At 63.3% G+C, this 23084-nt stretch carries 23 protein-coding genes; 8 read left to right on the top strand and 15 right to left on the bottom strand.

Annotated elements, in window-relative coordinates; all coding sequences use genetic code 11:
- The 6 genes from V7S54_RS25085 to V7S54_RS25060 form a co-directional block, all read right to left on the bottom strand.
- The coding region (locus V7S54_RS25085; protein WP_336408963.1) for an NAD(P)/FAD-dependent oxidoreductase at nucleotides 1–1553 on the bottom strand (1553 nt) is incomplete at its 3' end.
- A gap of 4 nt (nucleotides 1554–1557) precedes the next feature.
- Nucleotides 1558–2358 (bottom strand): ABC transporter ATP-binding protein, encoded by an 801-nt coding sequence (locus tag V7S54_RS25080; protein WP_057247949.1) that lies wholly within the window; start codon nucleotides 2356–2358, stop codon nucleotides 1558–1560.
- Between the two features lie 14 nt (nucleotides 2359–2372).
- Nucleotides 2373–3266, bottom strand: coding sequence for a nitrate ABC transporter permease (gene ntrB / locus V7S54_RS25075; protein ID WP_083203454.1), 894 nt, complete (start codon nucleotides 3264–3266; stop codon nucleotides 2373–2375).
- A gap of 58 nt (nucleotides 3267–3324) precedes the next feature.
- On the bottom strand, nucleotides 3325–4617 hold the full coding sequence (locus V7S54_RS25070; protein ID WP_065372171.1) for a CmpA/NrtA family ABC transporter substrate-binding protein: 1293 nt from the start codon (nucleotides 4615–4617) through the stop codon (nucleotides 3325–3327).
- A gap of 350 nt (nucleotides 4618–4967) precedes the next feature.
- On the bottom strand, nucleotides 4968–6269 hold the full coding sequence (locus V7S54_RS25065) for a CmpA/NrtA family ABC transporter substrate-binding protein (protein ID WP_419178139.1): 1302 nt from the start codon (nucleotides 6267–6269) through the stop codon (nucleotides 4968–4970).
- Between the two features lie 38 nt (nucleotides 6270–6307).
- Nucleotides 6308–6895: an ANTAR domain-containing response regulator gene (locus tag V7S54_RS25060; RefSeq protein ID WP_065372170.1), complete on the bottom strand. Its 588-nt coding sequence runs from the start codon at nucleotides 6893–6895 to the stop codon at nucleotides 6308–6310.
- A gap of 177 nt (nucleotides 6896–7072) precedes the next feature.
- On the opposite strand from V7S54_RS25060, the gene V7S54_RS25055 reads away from it, so the two are divergent.
- The 3 genes from V7S54_RS25055 to V7S54_RS25045 all read left to right on the top strand — a co-directional run bounded on the left by V7S54_RS25055 (nucleotide 7073) and on the right by V7S54_RS25045 (nucleotide 9620).
- On the top strand, nucleotides 7073–7879 hold the full coding sequence (locus tag V7S54_RS25055) for an AraC family transcriptional regulator (RefSeq protein ID WP_065372169.1): 807 nt from the start codon (nucleotides 7073–7075) through the stop codon (nucleotides 7877–7879).
- Nucleotides 7880–7970: 91 nt separating this feature from the next.
- Complete coding sequence (locus tag V7S54_RS25050) at nucleotides 7971–8888, top strand: DMT family transporter (RefSeq protein WP_065372168.1); 918 nt, start codon at nucleotides 7971–7973, stop codon at nucleotides 8886–8888.
- 33 nt (nucleotides 8889–8921) lie between these two features.
- The gene (locus tag V7S54_RS25045) at nucleotides 8922–9620 is read left to right on the top strand and encodes a B3/B4 domain-containing protein (protein WP_065372167.1); all 699 of its coding nucleotides are present in this window, start codon (nucleotides 8922–8924) and stop codon (nucleotides 9618–9620) included.
- Nucleotides 9621–9695: 75 nt separating this feature from the next.
- On the opposite strand, the gene V7S54_RS25040 is transcribed toward V7S54_RS25045, so the two are convergent.
- Nucleotides 9696–11279: a peptide chain release factor 3 gene (locus tag V7S54_RS25040; protein ID WP_336408964.1), complete on the bottom strand. Its 1584-nt coding sequence runs from the start codon at nucleotides 11277–11279 to the stop codon at nucleotides 9696–9698.
- 91 nt (nucleotides 11280–11370) lie between these two features.
- Here V7S54_RS25040 and dut point away from each other — a divergent pair, with 91 nt between their 5' ends.
- Nucleotides 11371–11844 carry a dUTP diphosphatase gene (dut, locus tag V7S54_RS25035; RefSeq protein ID WP_065372165.1) on the top strand — a complete coding sequence of 158 codons (474 nt, stop codon included), beginning with the start codon at nucleotides 11371–11373 and terminating at the stop codon, nucleotides 11842–11844.
- A gap of 103 nt (nucleotides 11845–11947) precedes the next feature.
- Here the strand turns inward: dut and V7S54_RS25030 are convergent, their stop codons facing one another.
- Nucleotides 11948–12385, bottom strand: a complete 438-nt coding sequence (locus tag V7S54_RS25030; RefSeq protein ID WP_057248242.1) for an Lrp/AsnC family transcriptional regulator — start codon at nucleotides 12383–12385, stop codon at nucleotides 11948–11950.
- 131 nt (nucleotides 12386–12516) lie between these two features.
- Between V7S54_RS25030 and V7S54_RS25025 the strand changes: the two genes are divergently transcribed.
- Complete coding sequence (locus V7S54_RS25025) at nucleotides 12517–13431, top strand: DMT family transporter (RefSeq protein WP_065372164.1); 915 nt, start codon at nucleotides 12517–12519, stop codon at nucleotides 13429–13431.
- Entirely contained in the window at nucleotides 13428–13733 is a 306-nt protein-coding gene (locus V7S54_RS25020; RefSeq protein WP_057247940.1) for an NIPSNAP family protein, read from the top strand. Before V7S54_RS25025 ends, V7S54_RS25020 begins: the two co-directional genes overlap by 4 nt.
- 70 nt (nucleotides 13734–13803) lie before the next feature.
- On the opposite strand, the gene V7S54_RS25015 is transcribed toward V7S54_RS25020, so the two are convergent.
- On the bottom strand, nucleotides 13804–14436 hold the full coding sequence (locus V7S54_RS25015; protein ID WP_057247939.1) for a LysE family translocator: 633 nt from the start codon (nucleotides 14434–14436) through the stop codon (nucleotides 13804–13806).
- Between the two features lie 278 nt (nucleotides 14437–14714).
- Here V7S54_RS25015 and V7S54_RS25010 point away from each other — a divergent pair, with 278 nt between their 5' ends.
- Together V7S54_RS25010 and cysK are read left to right on the top strand one after the other, a co-directional pair.
- Complete coding sequence (locus V7S54_RS25010) at nucleotides 14715–15332, top strand: LysE family translocator (RefSeq protein WP_065372163.1); 618 nt, start codon at nucleotides 14715–14717, stop codon at nucleotides 15330–15332.
- 136 nt (nucleotides 15333–15468) lie between these two features.
- Nucleotides 15469–16437, top strand: coding sequence for a cysteine synthase A (gene cysK / locus V7S54_RS25005; protein WP_065372162.1), 969 nt, complete (start codon nucleotides 15469–15471; stop codon nucleotides 16435–16437).
- Nucleotides 16438–16513: 76 nt separating this feature from the next.
- On the opposite strand, the gene V7S54_RS25000 is transcribed toward cysK, so the two are convergent.
- The 6 genes from V7S54_RS25000 to ugpE all read right to left on the bottom strand — a co-directional run bounded on the left by V7S54_RS25000 (nucleotide 16514) and on the right by ugpE (nucleotide 23080).
- The gene (locus V7S54_RS25000; RefSeq protein WP_336408965.1) at nucleotides 16514–17002 is read right to left on the bottom strand and encodes an SRPBCC domain-containing protein; all 489 of its coding nucleotides are present in this window, start codon (nucleotides 17000–17002) and stop codon (nucleotides 16514–16516) included.
- A 221-nt stretch (nucleotides 17003–17223) separates the two neighbouring features.
- Complete coding sequence (locus tag V7S54_RS24995; protein ID WP_065372160.1) at nucleotides 17224–18756, bottom strand: YifB family Mg chelatase-like AAA ATPase; 1533 nt, start codon at nucleotides 18754–18756, stop codon at nucleotides 17224–17226.
- 222 nt (nucleotides 18757–18978) lie between these two features.
- Complete coding sequence (gshB, locus tag V7S54_RS24990) at nucleotides 18979–19926, bottom strand: glutathione synthase (RefSeq protein WP_058326252.1); 948 nt, start codon at nucleotides 19924–19926, stop codon at nucleotides 18979–18981.
- Between the two features lie 146 nt (nucleotides 19927–20072).
- Complete coding sequence (locus V7S54_RS24985) at nucleotides 20073–21062, bottom strand: endonuclease/exonuclease/phosphatase family protein (RefSeq protein ID WP_065372159.1); 990 nt, start codon at nucleotides 21060–21062, stop codon at nucleotides 20073–20075.
- Nucleotides 21059–22171: a sn-glycerol-3-phosphate import ATP-binding protein UgpC gene (locus V7S54_RS24980; RefSeq protein ID WP_065372158.1), complete on the bottom strand. Its 1113-nt coding sequence runs from the start codon at nucleotides 22169–22171 to the stop codon at nucleotides 21059–21061. The genes V7S54_RS24985 and V7S54_RS24980 overlap by 4 nt, the downstream gene beginning before the upstream one ends.
- A gap of 66 nt (nucleotides 22172–22237) precedes the next feature.
- The gene (gene ugpE, locus V7S54_RS24975) at nucleotides 22238–23080 is read right to left on the bottom strand and encodes a sn-glycerol-3-phosphate ABC transporter permease UgpE (RefSeq protein WP_057247932.1); all 843 of its coding nucleotides are present in this window, start codon (nucleotides 23078–23080) and stop codon (nucleotides 22238–22240) included.
- Nucleotides 23081–23084: the final 4 nt, after the last annotated feature.

Raw genomic sequence — 23084 nt, 5'->3', positions numbered from 1 at the left:
TCCAGCTCCTGCATCACGGCCGGAATGGTCTTCAGCCCCTTGGCCTTGATCAGCCGGCGCACGTCGTCATGGCCGAGCTCGGTGCAGGCGCACATCGGCTGGACGGCGGCGGGATTGTAGCTGTCGCCAAGCGTCAGCGACATCAATTGCTCGACGAGGCCGGTGCAGGAGCCGCAGGAAGCGGACGCCTTGGTATGGGCGCGCACGTCGTCGAGCGAGGTCAGGCTCTTGGCCCCGATCGTCGAGACGATTTTACCCTTGCAGACGCCGTTGCAGCCGCAGATTTCCGCATCATCCGGCAAGGCTGCAACGGCCGCCATAGGGTCCAGCGGGGACCCTCCCTGATAGGCCTGGCCAAAGATCAGCGTGTCGCGCATTTCGGTAATGTCGGTGCCACGCTTCATCAGATCGTTGAACCAGGCGCCGTCGCCGGTCTCTCCGTAGAGCACCGTGCCGATGATGCGGTTCTCCTTGAGCACCAGCCGCTTGTAAATGCCGGCGGTGGCGTCACGAAGGACGATCTCCTCGCGTCCGTCGCCGTCGGCGAAATCGCCGACCGAATAGAGGTTGATGCCGGTCACCTTCAGTTTCGTCGGCGTATCGGCATGGACAAAGGCGGCGCTGCGATCGCCGGCCAGGTGACGCGCGGCAACCCGGGCCATCTCATACAGCGGCGCCACCAGGCCATAGACCATGCCGCCGACCTCGGCGCATTCGCCGAGCGCCATGATGTGCCCATCGGACGTCTGCATACCGGCGTCGACGACGATGCCGCGGTTGGTGGCAAGCCCCGCCTCCTTGGCAAGGCCGACATTCGGTCGGATGCCGACCGCCATCACGACCAGTGTCGCCGGGATGATCCGGCCGTCGTCGAGTTCAATGCCCTCGACTTTCTCCTCGCCGACGATCCGCTTGGTATTCGCCTTGGTGATGACCTTGATGCCACGCTCTTCGACCGCCCTCTGCAGCAGGTAGCCGGCGGACGGGTCGAGCTGCCGCTCCATCAGAGTCGGCATGACGTGCAGGACGGTGACATCCATGCCGCGTGCATTGAGGCCGGCTGCCGCTTCGAGGCCGAGAAGACCACCGCCGATGACGACAGCCTTTTCGCGCGACTGGGCCGCAAGCAGCATCGCCTGCACATCGTCGAGATCGCGATAGGTGATGACACCGCGCAGGTCCTTGCCCGGTACCGGAATGATGAAGGGCACCGAACCGGTCGCGATCACCAGCTTGTCATAACTCTCGGTGACGCCGTGGTCGGAGGTGACGGTCTTGGCGTCACGGTCGATGGCGATGATCTTGTGGCCCTTGTAGAGCGTGATGTCGTGCTTGATGTACCATCCGTCGCCGTGGATGATGATCTGCTCGTAATCCTTCTCGCCCGAAAGCACCGGCGACAGCATGATGCGGTCGTAGTTGACGCGCGGCTCGGCGTTGAAGATCGTCACCGCGTATCGGCCCGAGGCCTTCTCGAAGAGTTCTTCCAGCATGCGACCCGGCGCCATGCCGTTGCCGACGATCACGAGCTTTTCAGTGGTGTGTTCGGCCATGGGATCACTCCGCAGCTTCGACGAAGCGGTGGCGCTCGTAGAGGAACTTGAGCACGGCTTCGCGGCATTTGAGGTAGGTTCGATCACCGGCAAGCTCGATGCGGCGGCGCGGTCGGGCGAGCGGCACATCAAGGATTTCGCCGATGCGGGCCGATGGGCCATTGGTCATCATGACGATGCGATCGGAGAGCAGCACCGCCTCGTCGACATCGTGGGTGATCATCAGCACCGTGTTGCCGAGTTCGGCGTGGATCTGCATCACCTGGTCCTGCAGATGCGCGCGGGTCAGCGCGTCGAGCGCACCGAAAGGCTCGTCGAGCAGCAACACCTTCGGCTCCATGGCAAGCGCCCGGGCGATGCCGACGCGCTGCTTCATGCCGCCGGAGATTTCGGACGGGCGCTTGTCTGTCGCATGCGCCATCTGCACGAGTTCAAGATTGCGCATCGTCCAGTCGTGACGCTCGGCCTTGCTCTTGGTGCGCGAGAAGACCTTGTCGACGCCGAGGCGGACGTTCTCGTAGACGGTCAGCCAGGGCAGCAACGAGTGGTTCTGGAAGACGACGGCGCGATCCGGCCCCGGCTCGTCGGCAACGCGGCCATCGAGCAGCACGACGCCGGTGGTCGCCAGCGTCAGCCCGGCGACGATGTTGAGCAAAGTCGACTTGCCGCAACCGGAATGGCCGATGATCGAGATGAACTCGCCCCTGTCCACAGAGAGCGACACCTGTTTCAGCACTTCTGTGCGCACGCCGCCGCGTTCAAAACTCTTGTCGATCAGTTCCAGCGAAAGATAGCTCTTGGTCATGGCTTTCCCCTCTCTCAAGCGGTTGCGGTGCCGCGGGTGACAACGCGGCCGACGAGGGCGATGAGGCGATCGAGCAGGAAACCGACGATGCCGACATAGATCAGCGCGACGATGATGTCGCTGATCAGCGAGGAGTTCCAAGCGTCCCAGATGAAGAAACCGATGCCGACGCCGCCGATCAGCATTTCAGCCGCGACGATCGCCAGCCAGGAGAGGCCGATGCCGATGCGCAGGCCCGTGAAGATGTAGGGGGCGGCGGCCGGCAGCATGATCTTCGAAAAGTACTCAAAAGCATTGAGGCGCAGCACCCTCGCGACGTTCTGATAATCCTGCGGGATGTTGCGGATGCCGACAGCGGTATTGATGATGATCGGCCAGATGGCGGTGATAAAGATCACGAAGATCGCCGAGGGGTTGCCGTCTTGGAAAGCAGCCAGCGACAAAGGCAGCCATGCAAGCGGCGGCACAGTGCGCAGTACCTGGAAGATCGGATCGAGCCCGCGCATGGCAAGCTGGCTCTGGCCAACCAGCGCGCCGAGCGCGATGCCGACGACGGCCGCGAGCGCATAGCCGACCGCGACTCGCTGAAGGCTCGCCGCGATGTGCCAGAAGAGCCCCTGGTCGACGCCCTGGCCGATATAGAAGGGATGAGCGATCAACTCCCAGCTTTCCTCCAGCACCCGGGTCGGCGACGGCAGGCTGGAATCGGGCGCCGAACAGACGACCTGCCAGGTGATGAGGATCAGCGACAGCGTGACGATGAGCGGCGCTATGTTCGCGGCACCGGCAGCGAGCCTTTCGAGCAGCGGACGACTGCTTCCGGGTTTCGCCGAGCGGGTAAAGGCGATCACGCGCGCGGCAGGTCGCGGCGCCGACGGGCCCTTGAGTTTGAGGTTGGTGACGGTCATGCCGTTCTCCTTGGTATTCGAAAGCGAATGCTGGCGGCCGGCCAGCATCGGCAATGGCTCAGGCGACGCGCGAGATCGAAAGGCTCTTGAGGTAGGCTTGCGGATCCGCGGGATCGAAGATCTTGCCGTCGAAGAACTTTTCGACGCCACGCGAGGTGGATGCCGGCACGTCGGTCACACCCAGATCCTTGGCGGCCTCACGCCAGATGTCCTCGCGATTGACCTTGGCGACGAGCGCCTTGACGTCGGTATCGGGCGCAAACTTGCCCCAGCGGATATTCTCGGTGAGGAACCAGGTATCGTGGCTCTGGAACGGATAGGAGGCATGATCGCGCCAGAACTTCATGAAGTGCGGGCTTTGTTCGACGACCTTGCCATTGCCGTAGTCGTACTCGCCCTTGAGGCGATCAACGATGTCCTTCGGCGGCACATTGAACCAGCTGCGCTTGCCGACGATCTTCGCCAGTTCGTCCTTGTTCGCCATGTCGTCGCACCATTGCGCCGCCTCCTGGATCGCCATGGTAAGCGCCTTGGCAGCACGCGGATTCTTCTCCACCCAGTCGGCGCGCATGGCGAAGGACTTTTCCGGATGTTCGTTCCAGATTTCGGCGGTGTTGACGGCGGTGTAGCCGATCTTCTGGTTGACGAGTTGCTCGTTCCAGGGCTCGCCGACGCAGAAACAGTCCATGGTGCCGACCTTCATGTTGGCGACCATCTGCGGCGGCGGCACGACGATGGTTTCAACATCGCTATCGGGATCAATGCCACCGGCGGCGAGCCAGTAGCGGATCCAGAGATCGTGGGTGCCGCCGGGGAAGGTCATGGCCACCTTGGCGGCGGCACCTTCGGCCTTCTTCCTGGCAAAGGCTTCCTTCAGTACCGAGGCATCGATACCGACCTTGAGATCGGCATAGGCCTGGCCGACCGAGATCGCCTGGGCATCGAGGTTGAGGCGCGCAAGGATCGCCATCGGCAGCGGCTGGTTGTTCTGAGTGACCTTGCCCGTCGAAATCAGATAGGGCATCGGCGTCAGGATATGTGCGCCATCGATGCCGGCGCCGGCGGAGCCGAGCACCAGGTTGTCGCGCGTCGTGCCCCAGGAGGCCTGCTTGACCACCTCCACTTCGGTCATGCCGTATTTTTCGAAGAGGCCCTTCTCCTTGGCGATGATCAGCGGTGCCGAGTCGGTGAGCGCAATGAAGCCGAGCACGGCCTTGGTGGTTTCCGGACCGGAGCTTTGCGCAAAGGCGCCGGATGGGAACGCCGACTTCACCGCGCCGAACAGGGCGGCCGTTGCCGTGGTCTTCAGCAGGCTTCGGCGGGTGAGACCACCGGTCGAAAACTTGGTCATGCGCAGGTTCCTCTGCTCTCAGCCGGGTAAAACCGGAAATAAAAAAACGCCGCTCGGTGATTGCGTCCGGGATCGGGAGGAATCCTCGGGAACAAAACCTTGCGACGTCGGTGTCTTCGGCAAACGCGATCTGGCGTTTGAGTTCGCTTCGATCGCCGTTGACCGAAGCATTTCTAGAAAAGCAAGGGCCGTGCCAGTTCGTCGGCGCGACCCTTAGTGATTTGAATTCAAACCGTAATTTCCGAATTTGGATGCGATGCCCATAAATGCGCCTATTGTAGACTCTGCTGAATTATTGTGCGGTGCACATATTCCGCATCGGGACTCTGCACAAACATGGTGCGCCATCCTCAACCCTCCTGCTCGACCGAAACGCTCTCCGCCAAAGCGCGAACGGGGAAAGTGCGAACATAGGCCTCGATATCTGCGGGATCGAAAACGTGCCCATCCATGAAGCGTTCGCCCGGCCTCTCGCCTTCGACACGAATAGCGGGAGCGGCGGGAGCGGCGGCCCCGCCGAGCGCCTGGCGATAGAGGTCGGGGCGATAGGCGGCAGCCGCCAGCGCCTGCATCTCGGGCGATAGCCGCACTTGCCCCCAGCGCGCCATCTGGCTGTAGATCCACAGTGCCTGGACGGGACGAGGGTAGTTGGCGTGGTCGCGATGAAAAACGAAGTAGTCGTCGATCACTCGCCTGTTGCCGGCCGCATCGATGGCGAACTCTCCGGCGAGAACCCGGCGGATGATTTCGACCGGGGCACCGATGTAACGGGGGGCGGCAAGCAGTTCGGCAAGCGTGCCGCGATTGTCCGGCTCATCACACCAGCGCGCCGCCTGGTCGAGCGCCACGAGCAGGCGCGATACGGTCTCGGCATTGCTGTCCGCCCACTCCGGCCGCATGCCGATCACCTTTTCCGGCGCCAATGGCCAAATGTCCTGCTTGGCGGCGACGATGCGCCCGAGCCCACGCTCGGAGGCCACCATGTTCCAGGGCGCGCCGACGCAGAAACCATCGATGGCGCCGGCGGCAAGGGCATCCGAGGTCAGCGGCGGCGGTACCACCACAAGCTTGACGTCGCGGTCCGGATCGATGCCTCCCGCCGCCAGCCAATAGCGGACCTCGTAATTGTGCGAGGAGAAAGGATAGGTGACGCCGAGCCTTGGCGCCGCCTCGCCGCTTTGGCGCATGCGGGCAAGCACCGCGGCGAGCGCACGCGCATGGGCGAGCGCATCCTCTACTTCGCCAAGGGCGTCTTCCTCCCGCATGCGGGCGAAGAGCCGGTTGGAAAGCGTGATCGCATTACCGCCGCGCCCGAGCGAAAAAGGGGCGATCGTCGGCGACGGATTGGAGCCGAGGCCGAGCATGGCGGCCACCGGCATCGGCGAGAGCATGTGGGCGATATCGAACTGACGAAAGGCGAGGCGGTCGCGCACATTGGCCCAGGAGACATCCTTGACGAGATCGAGCGTCAGCCCCTCCTTGCGAGCGAAGCCAAGTTCCGCCGCCACGATCAGCACGGCGGCATCGACCAGCGGAATAAAGCCGGCGCGGATCGTCCGTGCCCCCTCGCCGCCCAGTCTCACCGGCGCCGGCAGCCCGTCGCCCACCGCCGCGCCGGGTCGCGAATTGTCGATGGTCGTCATGATGTTCACTCCGGTGTCTCCTTCCGACAGCATCGGAAACCGCGCTCTCACATCAGCAGGCCCGCGGCCGTCACCACGCTCTGCGCGATCTCCGACATCTTCTTCTTTTCGTTCATCGCCGTCTGGCGCAGCAGTGCGAAGGCCTCGTCCTCCGAGAGCCCGCGCATCTTCATCAGGATGCCCTTGGCGCGCTCGATCACCTTTCGCTCTTCCAGCGCCGATTTCGCATCGGCGAGCTCGCGCTGCAGCCGGCTGAAGGCATTAAAGCGGCTGACGGCCATGTCGAGGATCGGTTTGACGCGTTCCTTCTTCAGCCCGTCGACCACATAGGCGGAGACGCCCGCCTCCACCGCCGCCTCTATCGACGCCGTATCGGAGCGGTCGACGAACATGGCGATCGGCCGTCCGACGGTGCGGGTGAGCTGGAACAGATGCTCCATCATGTCGCGATTGGGGTTTTCGATATCGATGACGATGACATCGGGCCGCAGCGTCTCGATGGTGCGGACCATGCCCTGGACTTCATGGATGACCGTGACCTTGCGATGGCCGGCCTCATGCAACCCCTCCTCGATGATCGAGGCGCGGATGGCGTTCTCGTCGATCACGAGAATGGTGAGGTCCCGGTTTGTCATGAGCCGATCATGATGCAGCGCAGCATTTTTCGCAACTAGATTTGCCTAATGTTTTGACATTTGTATTAACTGCACAATATTCACGCAAATCGCCAATCGATTGGGCGAGGTTCAGGACGATGGCGGGATGCGGTCGGACGATGTAAAAGACGTGGGAGCAAAAGGATCGGCGCGCGTATGGCAAAGGGTCAATTCAGGATGCTGCGCAGCGCGACCGCGGGCATTGACGCGGTGGAGGCGGAAACGCGCCATTCCTTCGCCCGCCATACCCACGACCAGTTCGGCATCGGCCTCATCTACCAGGGCGCCCAGAAGTCGCTCAGCGGCCGCGGCATGGTCGAGGCCGGCGCCGGCGACATGATCACCGTCAACCCCGGCGAGGTGCATGACGGCGCGCCGATCGGTGACGCCGGCCGTTCCTGGCGCATGCTCTATTTCGATCCTTCCGTCATCGCCAGCGCCGCCGAAGATATCAGCCAGGGCCGCGCGGACGCTGGAGAATTTGCCTCACCGGCCTTTAACGATGCGGAAGCGGCAAACCAGTTCCGCGCGCTTTTCGCTGCGATTACAGACCCCAGGGCGCCCGACGAGACAATCCGCCAGGAGGAGCGGCTTCTGTTGTTGCTTGCGAGCGTTCTCACCACCGGCAGGCCCCAGCACCACGAAAGACCGGCAACCGTCACCGCTGCAAAAACGATGATCGACGACGATCCGACGGCGACGATCACGCTTACCGACCTCGCCGTCGAAGCAAAGCTCAGCCGCTTCCAGCTGGTGCGCAACTTCGCGAGAGCGGTCGGCCTGACGCCGCACGCCTATATCGTCCAGCGCCGCATCGATCTTGCCCGCCGCCTGATCGGCGAGGGCACGCCACTGGCGGAAGCCGCATTCGCGGCGGGCTTCGCCGACCAGAGCCACATGACGCGCGTCTTCGTCAGCAAATATGGCCTCTCGCCCGGCACCTATGCCGAGGCCAGAAAGTAACACCCGCAATTCCGTTCAAGACCCGCCTCCCCCTCCGGCGCATTGCTCAACCTGCGCATCGACAAGCGCGGCACTGCAACGGAGAACGGACATGTCGGAAAAATTTCAGGGCTATCTCCATCTGTCGCTGGCGATGATCCTCGTCGGCAGCACGGTGATCGCCAGCAAGATCATCGCTGCCGGTCTCGCCCCCTTCACCGCGACGGCCATGCGCTTCGCCATCGCCTTCCCGGTCTTCCTGCTGCTGATGCGATTGACCAAAACACAGTGGCCAAGACTCGGGCGGCGCGACTGGCTGATCCTCATCGCCCAGGCGGGTGCCGGTAGCGTCGGCTACACCACCCTGCTGATCGCCGGCCTGAGCCGGACCGCGGCAACCGACGCAGGCGTGGTGATCGGGACCCTGCCGATCGTTTCCGCCGCCATCGCCATTCTGCTGCTCGGCGAGCGCCCCGACCGCCGGATGATTGTGGCGATCGCGCTTGCCGCTGCCGGCGTGCTGGCCATCGTCTTCAAGCCCGGAGATAGCGCCGCGCACTCGCCGCTCGGCATCGCGCTCATCTTTGGCGCCGTCATCTGCGAGGGCCTGTTCATCCTTCTCAACAAACGCGTGAAGGCGGCGATCTCTCCGCTTGCCCTTTCGACGCTGATGGCCGGCCTCGGCTTTGCGGTCGCTCTCATCCCCGCCCTCTTCGAGGCACCTTCGACCGCAAAGATCGACGAGAGCGCGATCGTTGCGGTTCTCTACTATGCGCTCATTCCGACGGTGGCCGGTTTCGTGCTCTGGTATGCCGGCTCCGCACGGGTGAGCGGTACCGAGGCTTCCGTCTTCACGGCGCTCGCGCCAGTCTCGGCCGTGCTCTTTGCCTTTCTTCTGCTCGGCGAACCGGTCGGCACCCATCAGTTGCTTGGGACCGGCTGCGTGCTTGCCGCCGTACTTGGCCTGACCGTGCCCCAGATCCGCGCCAGCCGAAAGACAGCGCGCGCCTTTCGGGCAGGGAAGGCTTGAGCCAGAATGAACGCATCTAATCCGAGGGCCTCCATGCACTTCCAACACGCAGACGATATCTGGCGCGACTTCCCGGAGCTCTACGCCGGCGCACTCTTCATCGACAACGTACGCAGCGATGTTTCGGCCGAGGACCAGGTTCGCCGCTTCCAGGCGATCGCAGAGGACCGCCTGGGCGCCGGATCGGAAAGCGATCTGCCGGAAATCCAGGCATGGCGCCGAACCTTTGCCAGGATGGGGCTGAAGCCGACGCAATATCGCTCCGCCTCCGAGGCGCTGCTCAGGCGTTTCCGGAAGGAAGGCAGCCTGCCGGCGATCCACCCGCTGATCGATCTCTGCAACGCCGTCTCGCTCGCTTTCGCGATTCCCATCGCGGTCTTCGACCTCTCACGCGTAAGCAATTTTTTGCATGTCCGCCGGGCGCTCGGCGGCGAGACCTACTTGACCTTCGCAGGAGAAACGGAAAACCCGGAGCCTGGCGAGGTGATCTTCGCGGACGTCGCAGGGCGGGCGCATGCCCGGCGCTGGACCAACCGGCAGAGCGGCCATTCGGCGATCCGGCCGCAGACGGCGCGTGCGCTGATCGTCGCCGAAGCCCTGCACGAGACGGCACGAGAGGACGTCGCGCGTTTGATGACTGCGCTTTCGGAGGCGATCGTCGCAGCCTGGGGCGTTCGCCCGAGCATGGCAATGCTCGATCGCTCGTCACCGCGTTTCGATTTTTCGATTTAGGGAAGTCGTTCCGACACGGCGCGGCAGGCGCCGGAAGCCGGCCGACGCTTAGGCGCCGGCCGTGCGAGAAAACAATCAGGCCGCCTTGGCGACGTGATATTCCTTGATCGCAACCATATTGATCGCCGGGTAGCGTTCCGCCTCGTAGCGCAGCGAGAAGCTGTCCTGCGCCAGGAACACCGGGTCGCCGTCGAGATCGCGGGCGATATCGCCGCGACGGGCCGTGACGAACTTGTCGAGTTCGGCAGGCTGATCGGCCGAAATCCAGCGGCAGACCGAGAAGCGCGACATTTCGAACGAAACCGGCAGGCCGTATTCGGCGCTGAGGCGTTCCTTCAACACGTCGAGCTGCAGCGCGCCGACGACGCCGACGATTGCCGGCGAGCCGTCTTCCGGCGAGAAGAGCTGCACGACGCCCTCTTCCGCCATCTGCTGCAGGGCTTCCTTCAGCTTCTTCGCCTTCATTGCGTCTTCCAGACGCACGCGGCGCAGGATTTCCGGCGAAAAGTTCGGAACGCCCTGGAACACCAATAGTTCACCTTCGGTCAGCGTGTCGCCGATCCTAAGCGTGCCGTGGTTCGGGATGCCGACGACGTCGCCGGCATAGGCGGTGTCGGCGAGCTGGCGCTGCGACGCGAAGAAGAACTGCGGGGCGCTGAGGCCCAGCTGCTTGCCGGTGCGCGACAGGCGCGCCTTCATGCCGCGCTCCAGCTTGCCGGAGCAGACGCGGGCAAAGGCGATGCGGTCGCGATGGTTTGGGTCCATGTTGGCCTGGATCTTGAAGACGAAGGCCGTCATCTTGTCGTCGGTCGCGTGCACCGTGCGGATGTCCGCCACCTGGTCGCGCGGCGGCGGCGCGATTTCGCCGAGCGCGTTGATGAGGTCGCGCACACCGAAGTTGCGCAGCGCCGAACCGAAAAAGACCGGCGTCAGGTGACCTTCGAGAAACGCCTTCTTGTCGAAGGGCTTGCAGGCCTCGATCGCCAGCGTCAGCTCGTCGGTGAAGGCGTCGCGCTCGTTCTCGGGCAGGCGGTGGGAAGCCATTTCCGGCCCGTTGACCTTGGTCGGGATTTCCTGTGTGTCGGAACCGCGAACGGTGTTGTGGGCGAGATTGTAGGAGCCGCAGAAGGTTTTCGAGCGCCCGATCGGCCAGGTTACCGGCGCGCAGTCGAGCGCCAGCTTTTCCTCGACCTCGTCCAGGATCTCGAAGGGATCGCGGCTTTCGCGGTCCATCTTGTTGACGAAGGTGATGATCGGGATGTCGCGCATGCGGCAGACTTCGAAAAGCTTCAGCGTGCGTGGCTCGATACCCTTGGCGGCGTCGATGACCATGACCGCGGCATCGACCGCCGTCAGCGTGCGGTAGGTGTCGTCGGCGAAGTCTTCGTGACCGGGCGTATCGAGAATGTTGAAGACGTTGCCGCCATATTCGAAGGTCATCACCGAGGTGACGACCGAGATGCCGCGCTCGCGCTCGATCTTCATCCAGTCCGAACGGGTCTGGATCCGATCCTTCTTGGCCTTGACCTCGCCGGCGAGCTGGATGGCGCCGCCGAACAGCAGCAACTTTTCGGTGAGCGTGGTCTTACCGGCGTCCGGGTGGGCGATAATCGCAAATGTGCGGCGGCGGGAGACCGCCTCGGCGAGAGTTTCAGCCATGTCGTAGAATCCTGTGAGTTGCCGCGTCCTTTACAGGCTCGGCCCCGATTATGCAATTGACCGAGGCGCCCGCCGCCCGGCTTATGCGGTCATGAGCACGCACCCATCCGAATCCCGCCCGACCCTCAACCTCGTTCGCCTGCCGCATGGCGAAGGCCTCGAGCTGCCCGCCTATGAGACGGCGGGTGCTGCCGGCATGGATTTGCGAGCCGCTGTCCCCGGCGATCGGCCGCTCATGCTCACCCCTGGCAAACGCGCCCTCGTTCCGACCGGCTTCATCTTCGAGGTCCCCGTGGGCTATGAAGCGCAGATCCGCCCGCGCTCGGGCCTTGCCTTCAAGCACGGCATCACGTGCCTCAACACCCCCGGCACGATCGACAGTGACTATCGCGGCGAGGTGAAGGTGCTGCTCATCAATCTCGGTGACGAAGATTTCCTCATCGAGCGCGGCATGCGCATTGCCCAGATGGTGATCGCGCCGGTCACGCAGGTCACTGTCCGCGAGGGCGACAATGCCAGCGAGACGACGCGCGGCGCCGGCGGCTTCGGCTCGACCGGGGTTTGATCTACGCAATTCCGGACGGAAAACCGCTTCCTGGAATTGCTCTTGCTTAGGCTACGCAATTCCGGACGGAAAACCGCTTCACACTTTTCCTGGAATTGCTCTCCTAAATTAACGGCGGCAGGCGGCGCTTGACCGGCGACGACTTGACGATCGAGGTGTTGGTCTGCGCCTTCTCGGCGATCCGGTCGAGGATCGTGTCGAGCTGCGCCATGTCGCGCACGAAGAGCTTGGCGATGAAGCAATCGTCGCCGGTGACCTTGTCGCATTCAACGATTTCGGGCGTGTCCTGGATCAGCCGCTCAACGATGTGCAGCATGCCCGGCATCGGCCGCACGCGGATGACCGCCTGCAGGGGATAGCCGACCTTCTGGGGATTGAGGGCGATGGTGAAGCCATCGAGGACGCCGCGCTCTTCCAGCTTGCGCAGGCGATCCGCAGCACTCGGCGAGGAAAGGCCTGCCTCCTGCGCCAGCTCCTTCAGCGATACCCGGGCATTGGCTGCCAGAATGTCTAGGATTCGTCGGTCAATCTCGTCCAGCATCACGGCACCATAAGTCATAGCAACAAACAGAACTTCGATAATTAGGCAATCTAGCACAATTGCCTTCGTTCATCCATGGGAAAGGCTGCAAGCACCGGCTATTCTCCGATCACCAACATGGAGCGGCGATTATGAACACCGAACTCAAACGCGGCAGCATCGAGATGACAGCCGCGATGCTGATTTCCGGAACCATCGGCTGGTTCGTGCTGATGTCGGGGCAGCCGGTGATAAGCGTCGTCTTCTGGCGCTGCGTCTTCGGCGCCGTGACACTCGTCGGCATTGCCTGGTTCCTCGGTCTGTTCGACCGCCGCCACTTCAGCCGACGGATGCTGCTGCTTTCGATCGTCGGCGGCGTCGCAATCGTCGTCAACTGGCTGCTGCTCTTCGCCGCCTATTCCCACGCCTCGATCTCGATTGCGACCATGGTCTACAACACCCAGCCCTTCATGCTCTTGGGGCTCGGTGCGCTGTTCCTCGGCGAGAAGATCACGGCCACCAAGATCTTCTGGCTGTCGGTCTCGTTTGCCGGCATGCTGGCGATCATCTCGGCCAAACCCGGCCACGGCTTCGCGCCGGAAAGCTATCTGACGGGTGTTGCGCTGGCGATCGGCGCCGCCTTCTTCTACGCGATCGCGGCGATCGCGACGAAGCTGCTCAAGGGCACGCCGCCGCACCTGATCGCGCTGATCCAGGTAATCACAGGCACCTTGATGCTGGCGCCGATGGCGCTCGCAGCGCCCGCCCCGTCTGGTACCGCGCAATGGTCGATCCTGGTCACGGTCGGCATCGTCCACACGGGACTGATGTATGTGCTGCTCTATGGCGCGATCCAGCGGCTGCCGACGCATATGACCGGCGCGCTCTCCTTCGTCTATCCGATTGCCGCCATCGTCGTCGATCGCATCGCCTTCGGCCATCAGTTGCAACCGATCCAGATCCTCGGCTCGATCGCCATCCTGATTGCCGCCGCCGGCATGAATCTCGGCTGGAAACTTCGCCTGCCCTCTTCTATCAAGCGGGAGCGCGAAGGGAGAGCCGCATGATCACCTGCTATCTGAAATACGTTATCGATCCCTACAAGGCCGCCGAGTTCGAGCACTATGCCAAGCTCTGGATTCCGCTCGTCAACCGCCTCGGCGGTACGCATCACGGATATTTCATGCCGCATGAAGGGGCGAACAACATCGCGCTCGCGCTCTTCAGCTTTCCGAGCCTTGCAGCCTATGAAAGCTACCGCCAGGAAATGGCCGCGGATCCGGAATGCCAGGAAGCCTTCGCCTATGCCGAGAAGACGCGCTGCATCGTCAGCTACGAGCGCAGCTTCATGCGGCCGGTTTTCGAGTGAGCAGTTCCAGGAAAAGTGTGAAGCGGTTTTCCGTCCGGAATTGCGTCACCTGAAAGAACGTGAGCACGGATTAACGCCGCGCCTCCGATGCCATGCTCAGCGCGAAGCCGAAAAGCGCCGTACCCATGGCCCAGCGCTGCACCACCATGAACAGCGGTCGCCCGGCGAGGAAGGCCGCGATGCCGCTGGCGGCAAGCGCGATCATCGCGTTGACGGTAACGCTGGTCATGATCTGAATCGACCCGAAGACCAGCGACTGGCCGAGCACATTGCCGAGTTCCGGCCGGATGAACTGCGGCAGCAACGAGAGATAGAGCACCGCCACCTTGGGATTGAGCAGGCTCGTCAGAAACCCCATGACGAACAGCTTCTTCGGCCCATCCTTCGGCAGATGGCGGACCTGAAACGGCGAACGCCCTCCGGGCCGCACAGCCTGCCAGGCGAGATAAAGAAGATAACCGGCGCCGGCAATTCTCAGCGCATCATAGGCAAAGGGAACGGCGAGAAGCAGCGCGGTGATGCCGAGTGCGGCCGAAATCATGTAGACGACGAAACCGAGCGCCACGCCGCCGAGCGAGATCAATCCGGCGCCCGGCCCCTGGCTGATCGAACGCGAGATCAGGTAGATCATGTTCGGCCCCGGCGTCAGCACCATACCGAGTGCAAGGAGGGCAAAGCCGATCATATCTTTCAACTCGGGCATGGAGAGGCGCCTTTCGCTCGTTTTCTGCAAGCTCTACCGATCCCGCGTCGGCGGACAACGCCAGACTTGTCACCCGATCAATTTTGTCGTCAGGCGCCCAGCGGTCGTCGTTCCTTGATTTCCCTTTCTTGTCCGTCTGCGCTACAGCGCCGCGCGTCTTATCAGACGCGCAAAGGTCGCTGTAGCACTTTGAATTGCTGCATGTTTTTGTCCTTAAATCGGCTACGATTAAAGGAAACATGCAGTAGAAATCGGCATCACCACCGGAAGGAATGCCCATGACGCTCGCGGCTCTCATTGCCTATAGCGGCGCACTCTTCATCGCTGCGGCCATTCCGGGTCCCGGCGTGACCGCGCTCGTCGCCCGTGCGCTCGGCTCCGGTTTCCGCGAAACCTTCTTCATGGGTCTCGGCATAGTGCTCGGCGACATGATCTACCTGACGGCTGTCGTGCTCGGGCTGGCGCTGATCGCCCAGACCTTCACCACGGTCTTCTTTGTGGTGAAATTCGCAGGCGTCCTCTATCTCGGCTACATTGCCTGGAAGCTCTGGACCGCGGGGCTGCTGCCCGAGGATATCAAGGCGAAGCCGTCGACGAGTCCGGTGATGTCCTTCCTCTCAGGTCTGCTCGTCACCCTCGGCAACCCGAAGACGATGCTGTTCTATGTGGCGCTGGTGCCGACGCTGATCGACATCGCTGACATCGGCCCCCGCGACTACGGCCTTTTGCTGACGGCAACCTTCCTGGTGCTGTTGGCGGTGCTGGTTCCCTATATGCTGCTCGCGGCGCGCGCACGTCTGCTGCTCAAGCAGCCAAAGGCGCTGCGAACACTGAACCGGGTCGCAGCCAGCGTGTTGGCGGGAACGGCCGCCTATATCGCCGTCCGCGCGAGCTGAAAAAACTTTTCCTGAACAACAACTTCGCCGGTGCTTTTTCCTCCGGCGAATCGTCGCTGCGTGTTTGTCGTTCTGGAATTGAGCAGTCATTGTTCCTATTCTCATAAGTGACAGTTCACGCCCAAGGGAGAAACCCATGTCCGACACACGCAAGCCCGGCCGCGGCCGCGTCTATTCCTCGATCACGGAGACGATCGGCGATACGCCCATCGTGCGGCTGGACAAGCTTGCCAAGGAGAAGGGCGTCAAGGCGAACCTGCTCGCCAAGCTCGAATTCTTCAACCCGATCGCCTCGGTCAAGGACCGCATCGGCGTGGCGATGATCGAGAGCCTGGAAGCCCAGGGCAAGATTACTCCCGGCCGTACGACCCTGATCGAGCCGACTTCGGGCAACACCGGCATCGCGCTCGCCTTCGTCGCCGCTGCCAAGGGCTACAAGCTGATCCTCACCATGCCGGAAACGATGTCGGTCGAGCGCCGCAAGATGCTGGCCCTCTTCGGCGCCGAGCTGGTGCTGACGGAAGGTGCCAAGGGCATGAAGGGTGCGATCGCCAAGGCGCAGGAACTGGTCGAGACGCTGCCCGACGCCATCATTCCGCAGCAGTTCGAGAACCCGGCCAACCCGGAAATCCACCGCAAGACGACGGCCGAGGAAATCTGGAACGACACCGAAGGTGCTGTCGACATCTTCGTGTCCGGCATCGGCACCGGCGGCACGATTACCGGTGCCGGCCAGGTGCTGAAGGCGCGCAAACCCTCGATCAAGGTGATCGCGGTCGAGCCGGAAGAGTCCCCCGTTCTCTCCGGCGGCAACCCGGGCCCGCACAAGATACAGGGTATCGGTGCGGGCTTCGCGCCGGCTATCCTCGACACCACCGTCTATGACGAGATCATCACGGTCAACAGCAGCGAAGCGATCGAGGCTGCCCGCCTTGTCGCCAGGCTCGAAGGCGTGCCGGTCGGCATTTCCTCAGGCGCTGCCCTGACCGCGGCGATCGAAGTCGGCCGGCGCGAAGAAAACGCCGGCAAGACCATCGTCGTCATCATCCCGTCGTTTGCCGAGCGCTACCTCTCGACCGTGCTGTTCGAGGGCCTCGGCGGTTAAGTCACTGCTTCTCCTGCGATCGGAAAGGGCGCCTGCGGGCGCCCTTTTTGTTTTGCCAATTGATCAGCGGCTCCGCTCAAGTAGCCTGCTCCGTGAAGCTTGCAAAATTGGCGAGCGTCGAGCGCAGGCCGGCGTCGTGATCCTCCTTCGAAATCCCCTCCGGGACGTTTTCGCAGGTGACGCTGACGTGCGTACCGTCAGCCACCGGCTCCAGCGCCCAGGTGATCCGCATTACCCCTGCAAAGGCGGGATCGTCCGACTGGAACTCGGTCTCCTGCACCACGCGCCGATCCGGTTCGAGCGCGACGAAGTGGCCTGAAACGATGTCTGTATCCTCTGAGGTCTTGCCACGCGCCATGTCGTCCGGCGCCTCATAGATCAGCGCCATGCGGAAGGCGCCACCGGCACGTGGCTCGAAAGCGAGCACCTGCCCCTTCATGCCTTCGGGCGGCAGCCAGACAGCCACCGCGGCGGGAACTATGAGCGCGGCGTAGATCGTCCGTGGAGACGCCTTTATCAGACGTTCGGCGCGATCGGTTCTTCGGTCCCTTGATGCATCCGTCATCGGCTCTTCACCTCGCTCCGGTTGTCGAAGGGAAATTGCAACGAAAACAAGGGCCGCATTACCCCTCTCTTCCGCTGTAAAGCTGATACCGGCTACATCAGATCCGCCGGCCGCTACCAGGCTTCCAATACTGACGCATGCGGAACGAAACGCGGGACGTCGCAACCCGATGCTGGCTTCCAGAACAACATTAGCGCGGACGAACCGACCGGCAAGCGCTGCTATGCCGCCGCCTGCAGCCGCTCTCCGGCAATGCGGTAGGAGATCGCTTCGGCCAGATGAATACGCCCGACTGTCGGCGCGCCGTCGAGGTCCGCAAGTGTGCGTGCGACCTTCAGCACACGATGATAACCGCGCGCGGAGAATTTCATTTTTTCGGCAGCGTCCCGGAGGAGCTGCAGGCCTGATGGATCCGGCTCGGCGATCTTCTCGATCATCGAGGTCGAGCAGCGGGCATTGCTCGTCAGTTCCGGATGGCCGAGGGCGGCGAAGCGGTCGATCTGCAAGGCACGGGCGCGGGCAACACGACGGGCCACGACTTCACTGCTTTCGGCTGCGGCCGGCCTCAACAGATCGGCGGCACTGACGGCCGGAACGTCGATGCGGATATCGATGCGGTCCATCAGCGGGCCGGAGATGCGCGCCTGGTAATCGGCCATGCAGCGCGGCCCGCGGGCGCAGTTGCGTCCGGGCTCGCCCGCCATGCCACAGCGGCAGGGGTTCATGGCGGCGACGAGCTGGATCGCGGCGGGATAGCTGACCCGGTGATTGGCGCGGGCGATGATGCATTCCGCCGTTTCGAGCGGCTGACGCAGTGCGTCGAGCACCTGCGGCGTGAACTCCGGAAACTCGTCCAGGAACAAGACGCCATGATGGGCGAGCGAGGCCTCGCCGGGCTTGGCGCGCAAGCCGCCACCGACCATGGCGGCCATGGTTGCAGAGTGATGCGGCGTGCGGAACGGCCGCCGGTCCGAGAGCTTGCCGCCCGGCAATTGACCGGCGATCGAGTGGATCATCGACACTTCGAGCAGCTCGGCCGGATTGAGCGGCGGCAGGATCGACGGCAGCCGTGCGGCGAGCATCGATTTCCCTGATCCCGGCGGCCCCACCATCAGCAGATTGTGGTTGCCAGCAGCAGCCACCTCCAGCGCCCGCTTGGCGCTTTCCTGTCCCTTGATGTCGGCGAGATCCGGCAGGTTGGCAGCACCCGAGCGGATCGCGGCTTGAGGCCGCGAAAGCACCTGCGTGCCGCGAAAATGATTGGCGATCGCGATCAGGCTGCGCGGTGCGAGAATGTCGATTTCGGCACCTGCCCAGGCCGCCTCCGCCCCGCTTTCGGCCGGGCAGATCAGCCCCTTGCCGAGCGCATTGGCGCCGATCGCGGCGGGAAGCGCGCCTGCAACGGCGGCGATGGTGCCGTCGAGATTGAGCTCGCCGATCACGACATAGGGCGCCAGCGCATCGCCGGGGATGGCCCCGAGCGCCGCCATCAGGCCGAGCGCGATCGCAAGATCGAAGTGGCTGCCTTCCTTCGGCAGATCGGCGGGGGCGAGATTGACGGTGACGCGCTTGGCCGGCAGCGCCAGACCCGAAGCATGAAGCGCTGCCTGCACCCGCTCGCGGCTTTCGGCCACTGCCTTGTCCGGCAGGCCGACGATCTGCATGCCGACTTTGCCCGGCGCGACCATCACCTGAACGTCGACCGGCAGACCCTCGATACCCTGAAATGCGACCGTGCTGACACGCGCGACCATGGTTGCTCCCTCGCCCAGGCTGCCCGTCATTACGGGCGCCGCAACCGCCTTGGGTTGCAAGACGGAGCCTTGCACGGTTCACGCACAAAAACAAGAACAATTACGGAACATTTGAGGCGAGACCTACGCGCTGTCGTTGGCAAGGGCGCAACCCCGCAGCCGCGGGCGGAAGCCCGCGGCAATCTCCGTCATCCGGAGACAGGTTCTACCGAAAGCGCCGGATCAGGCGCGTTTGCGCTCGATCGCGTCCCAGAGCAGGCTCGCAACATCGGCGCCGCCAAACTTCTTGACTTCGCGAATGCCGGTCGGCGACGTGACGTTGATCTCGGTCATGTAGTCGCCGATGACGTCGATGCCGACGAAGAGGAAGCCGCGGGCTTTCAGCGCCGGGGCGATGCGGGCGCAGATTTCCTTTTCGCGCGCCGTAAGCTCGGTCGCCTCAGGACGGCCGCCGGCATGCATGTTGGAGCGCGCATCATGTTCGGCCGGAACGCGGTTGATGGCGCCGACCGGCTCGCCATCGACGAGCAGGATGCGTTTGTCGCCCTTGCGTACCGCCGGCAGGTATTCCTGGGCGATGAAGGGCTCACGGAACATCTGGCCGAACATTTCCAGAAGGGAAGACAGGTTGCGGTCGTCACGGGTCGAATGGAAGACACCGGCGCCGCCATTGCCGTAGAGCGGCTTCAGGATGATGTCGCCCATCTCCTGGCGGAAGCTGGCGATCTCCTGGGGGTCGCGGGTGATCAGCGTCTTCGGCATCAGGTCGGCGAATTCGGTGACGAAGATCTTCTCCGGCGAATTGCGCACCCAGGCCGGATCGTTGACGACCAGCGTCTTCGGATGCAGGCGTTCCAGAAGATGCGTCGAGGTGATGTAGCCCATGTCGAAGGGCGGATCCTGGCGGAGCAGGATGACGTCCATGGTCGACAGATCGACGCGTTCGGCTTCGCCCAGCGTGAAGTGATCGCCCTTGACGTCGCGCAGTGTCATCTGCTGCACGCTCGCATAGACCTTGCCGTCGCGCAGCGACAGTTTTTCGGGCGTGTAGTGGAAGAGGCGGTAGCCGCGCGACTGTGCCTCGAGGCTCATGGCGAAGGTGGAATCACCCGCGATGTTGATGCCCGACACATGGTCCATCTGGACCCCGACATTGACGATTTTCGCCATCTTCCCGTCCCCTGTGGATCACGCCAAGCGTGATCGATTTCAAATCGTCAGAACGGAAGAGGACGAGAAAACCGCTGCCCTCTCCCGCACTGGAAAAGCCCTCGACATGTAGAATGCGAGCGGGCCTTAGGCAAGGAGAGCTGAGCCTATTCGAAGCCTTCGACCACGCAGGTGATGAGATCGTGATCCGAAAGCGGCCGGCCGGTTTCATCGAGCGAGGGAATGATCCTGGTTTCGCCGATCTTCAGGCCGCGGGCGAGGAACCAGTCGAGCTTCATCGCGCGCTCCGGCCAACGGGTGATCAGGCTCGGCCGGGTCGTCATCACCTCAAGTGGTCCGCCGTGACGGGTGAAGCCGCGGGCAGCGCTCATGGCAAAGAGCCCTTCGGCTTCGAAGTCGCCGCCTGCATGGTTGCCGGTGTTGAGATCGCCGCCGATCAGCACCGGCAGACCCGGAAAGGCTTCGTCGAGCGCATCGATCAAGTCCCTGACCTGGCGTTCGCGGTAGGCCGCGGTCGTCGCGCTTTCAAGATGGGTGGAGACGGCGACGAAGCGACCCGCCTCGGCCTCGATGACGGCGCCGATCGCGAAACGCTCGCCGAGACGCGGCTGTTCGCCATCGGTGAACCAGAGACGCTCACCCCAGAGGCGCAGCATGAAGGGCCGGCCGAGCGGCACCGAAGCCAACAGCGCATTACCGTGAAAGCCCCTGGCGTTGAAATCATCCTCGCAGAACGCGCGCTCGGTATCGGAGCCGAGGCCCATCTCAATGAATTCGATGCCATAGGCGTATTGCATGCCGAGTGTATCGGCGACTTCGGCGGTCGGATGACGCTGGCCGGTGCGGGCCATGCCGTTGTCCATTTCCGAAAGCAGCACGACCGGGGCCCTGGTTGCTGCGAGATGTGCAGCACTTTCCTTCGCGAACAGGCAGCGCTCCAGGTTCCAGGCAGCGACGGTGAAGGGAAAGGCGAGCGGCGCGATCGAGGACGGCGCGCCGCCAACCTCGATGCTGTTCATTTCCGGTCGCGCGGCCATGGCGGCGTCATGGGCCGCAATGGTGCGCAGCATCGAAGCAAATCCTGCACGCAGTTCGAGCGATGGAACGGCAAGCTGCTCAACGGCTTCATGGATCACGATGCCGTCTCCAGCCGAAGGTACTGCGCCGGTGCATCGCCGGCAAAAGACGCGCCCCGTTCCAGCCGCTTGCCGGTCTCGGGCGAGAAGAAGTGCAGGCGGTCGACGGCAATCGTCACGGCGAGATCACCGGAAAGCGGCATTTCCGGAGAGAGCGCTAGCGTCAGAGGTTGGCCCTCGATGGTGCCGTGCACGAGCCGCTGAGCACCCAGCTCCTCCACATAGTCGACCTGGAACAGCATCGCATCCTCGCCGACACCGGCAAGCCGGAGGTCTTCGGCGCGCAGGCCGACAGTCACAGCGCCTTCGACCGGGGCGCGGCTGCCAAGCTCGATCCTGTAGAGGCCGATCTGCAGGCTGCCGCCCTCGATCTGGCCCTTGATCAGGTTCATCGCCGGCGAGCCGATGAAGCTCGCGACGAAGGTCGAGGCCGGACGGTGGTAGACGTCGAGCGGACGGCCGATCTGCTCGATGCGGCCGCCGTTCAAGACCACCAGCCGGTCGGCGAGCGTCATCGCCTCGAGCTGGTCGTGGGTGACGTAGAGCGAGGTCGTGCCGAGGCGCTTCTGCAGGCGCTTGATCTCGCCGCGCATGGAGACGCGCAGCTTGGCGTCGAGGTTGGAGAGCGGCTCGTCGAACAGGAAGGCCGCCGGCTTGCGCACGATCGCGCGACCCATGGCGACGCGCTGGCGCTGGCCGCCGGAAAGGGCGCGCGGCTTGCGCGCGAGGTAGGGCTCGATTTCCAGCATGCGCGCGGCTTCGGCGACGCGGGCGTCGATCTCGGCCTTCGGCGTCTTGCGGTTCTTCAGCCCGTAGGCAAGGTTGTCGTAGACGGTCATGTGCGGGTAGAGCGCATAGTTCTGGAAGACCATGGCGATATCGCGCTCGGCCGGATCGACGTCGTTGATGACGCGCGAACCGATCGTCACCGTGCCCTTGGAGATCGTCTCCAAGCCCGCGACCATGCGCAAAAGCGTGGACTTGCCGCAGCCGGACGGGCCGACCAGCACGATGAACTCGCCGTCCGCGATATCGATCGAGACGGATTTCACCGCCTCGACATTGCCGTGATAGATCTTCGAGACCTCGGCGATGGTAATGGCCGCCATGGCTGCCTCCGTTGAATTGGTACCGTTTCAGGAGCGGGCGGGACCTTTGTCCCGCCTCCACTCCGCTTACTTGTCGCTTTCGGTCAGGCCCTTGATGAACCAGCGCTGGAAGATCACGACGATCATGACCGGCGGCAGCATGGCGAGGATCGCCAGTGCAAAGGCCTCGTTGTAGTCGGGGATGTTCGAACCGACCCAGACGAGCAGGATCTGCTTGATGCCGCGCACCAGGGTGAAGAAGCCTTCGTCGGTGGTCATCAGCGTCGGCCAGAGATACTGGTTCCAGCCGTAGACGAACATGATGATGAAGATCGCCGCCATCATGGTGCGCGACAGTGGCACGAGCACGTCGATGAAAAACTTGAACGGCCCGGCGCCATCGATGCGCGCCGCCTCAAGCAGCTCGTCCGGCACCGACTTGAAGAACTGCCGGAAGTAGAACGTACCCGTCGCCGAGGCGAGCAGCGGCACGATCAAGCCGGTATAGGTGTTGGTCAGCTTCAGCGTGTTCATCACTTCGTAGGACGGCAAAATGCGCACTTCGAGCGGCAGCAACAGCGTGGTGAAGATCACCCAGAAGAAGAAGGTCGCCAGCGGGAAGCGGAAATAGACCAGCGCATAGGCCGCGAGCATCGAGAGCACGATCTTGCCGACGGCAAAGCCTAAGCCGAGGATCATCGAGTTCAGCATCATGTTGAAGCCGGTGATCTTGCCGGTGAAGCCGCCTTGACGGGTCAAGACCGTCTGGTAGGTCTCGACGAAATGGCCGCCCCAGGTGAGGCTGAGGCCATTGCGGTGGATATCGGCTGCCTCGTGCGTCGAGGTCATGAAGGCGACGACGACCGGCGCCACCATGATGAAGACGCCGAAGAGCAGGATGACGTGGTCGAAAATCTTGGTGCGATACATCGGC

It is taken from the genome of Ensifer sp. CCNWLY38 (assembly GCF_037120565.1).
In the GTDB taxonomy this organism is placed as follows: Bacteria; Pseudomonadota; Alphaproteobacteria; order Rhizobiales; family Rhizobiaceae; genus Ensifer; species Ensifer adhaerens_H.
The sequence above is the reverse complement of the archived record's forward strand: the minus strand, read 5'-3'. Positions and strand labels throughout refer to the sequence as shown.